Annotated in this window: 1 protein-coding gene; it reads right to left on the bottom strand. The window is 62.9% G+C overall.

Annotated elements, in window-relative coordinates:
- On the bottom strand, window positions 1-210 hold a 210-nt coding region (locus K5E40_RS34790), incomplete at both ends, for a hypothetical protein (protein WP_221734469.1).

The following is a 210-nucleotide window of genomic DNA, read 5'->3' as shown; positions in this document are numbered from 1 at the left end:
TCCATCAGCAGTTCGGTGATCTTGATGCGCGGCAGTAACTGGCTGGTTTGGTCGATCAGCGCCTGCGCCCGATCCGGCACCGCCGCATCCAGCGGGGTGATTTTCAGCCCTGACTCGGTGAGGATGGCATCGGGCAGCTCGTTGTCCTTGGCCAGGCGGGTGACGGTGGCCAACTGCTCGTCCAGCAGCTGCAAACGCTCTTCCAGGTAC

Origin of the sequence: Pseudomonas baetica (assembly GCF_019733355.1) — a bacterium.
GTDB classification, from domain to species: Bacteria; Pseudomonadota; Gammaproteobacteria; order Pseudomonadales; family Pseudomonadaceae; genus Aquipseudomonas; species Aquipseudomonas baetica_A.
This window is presented reverse-complemented; position numbering and strand designations above follow the sequence as displayed.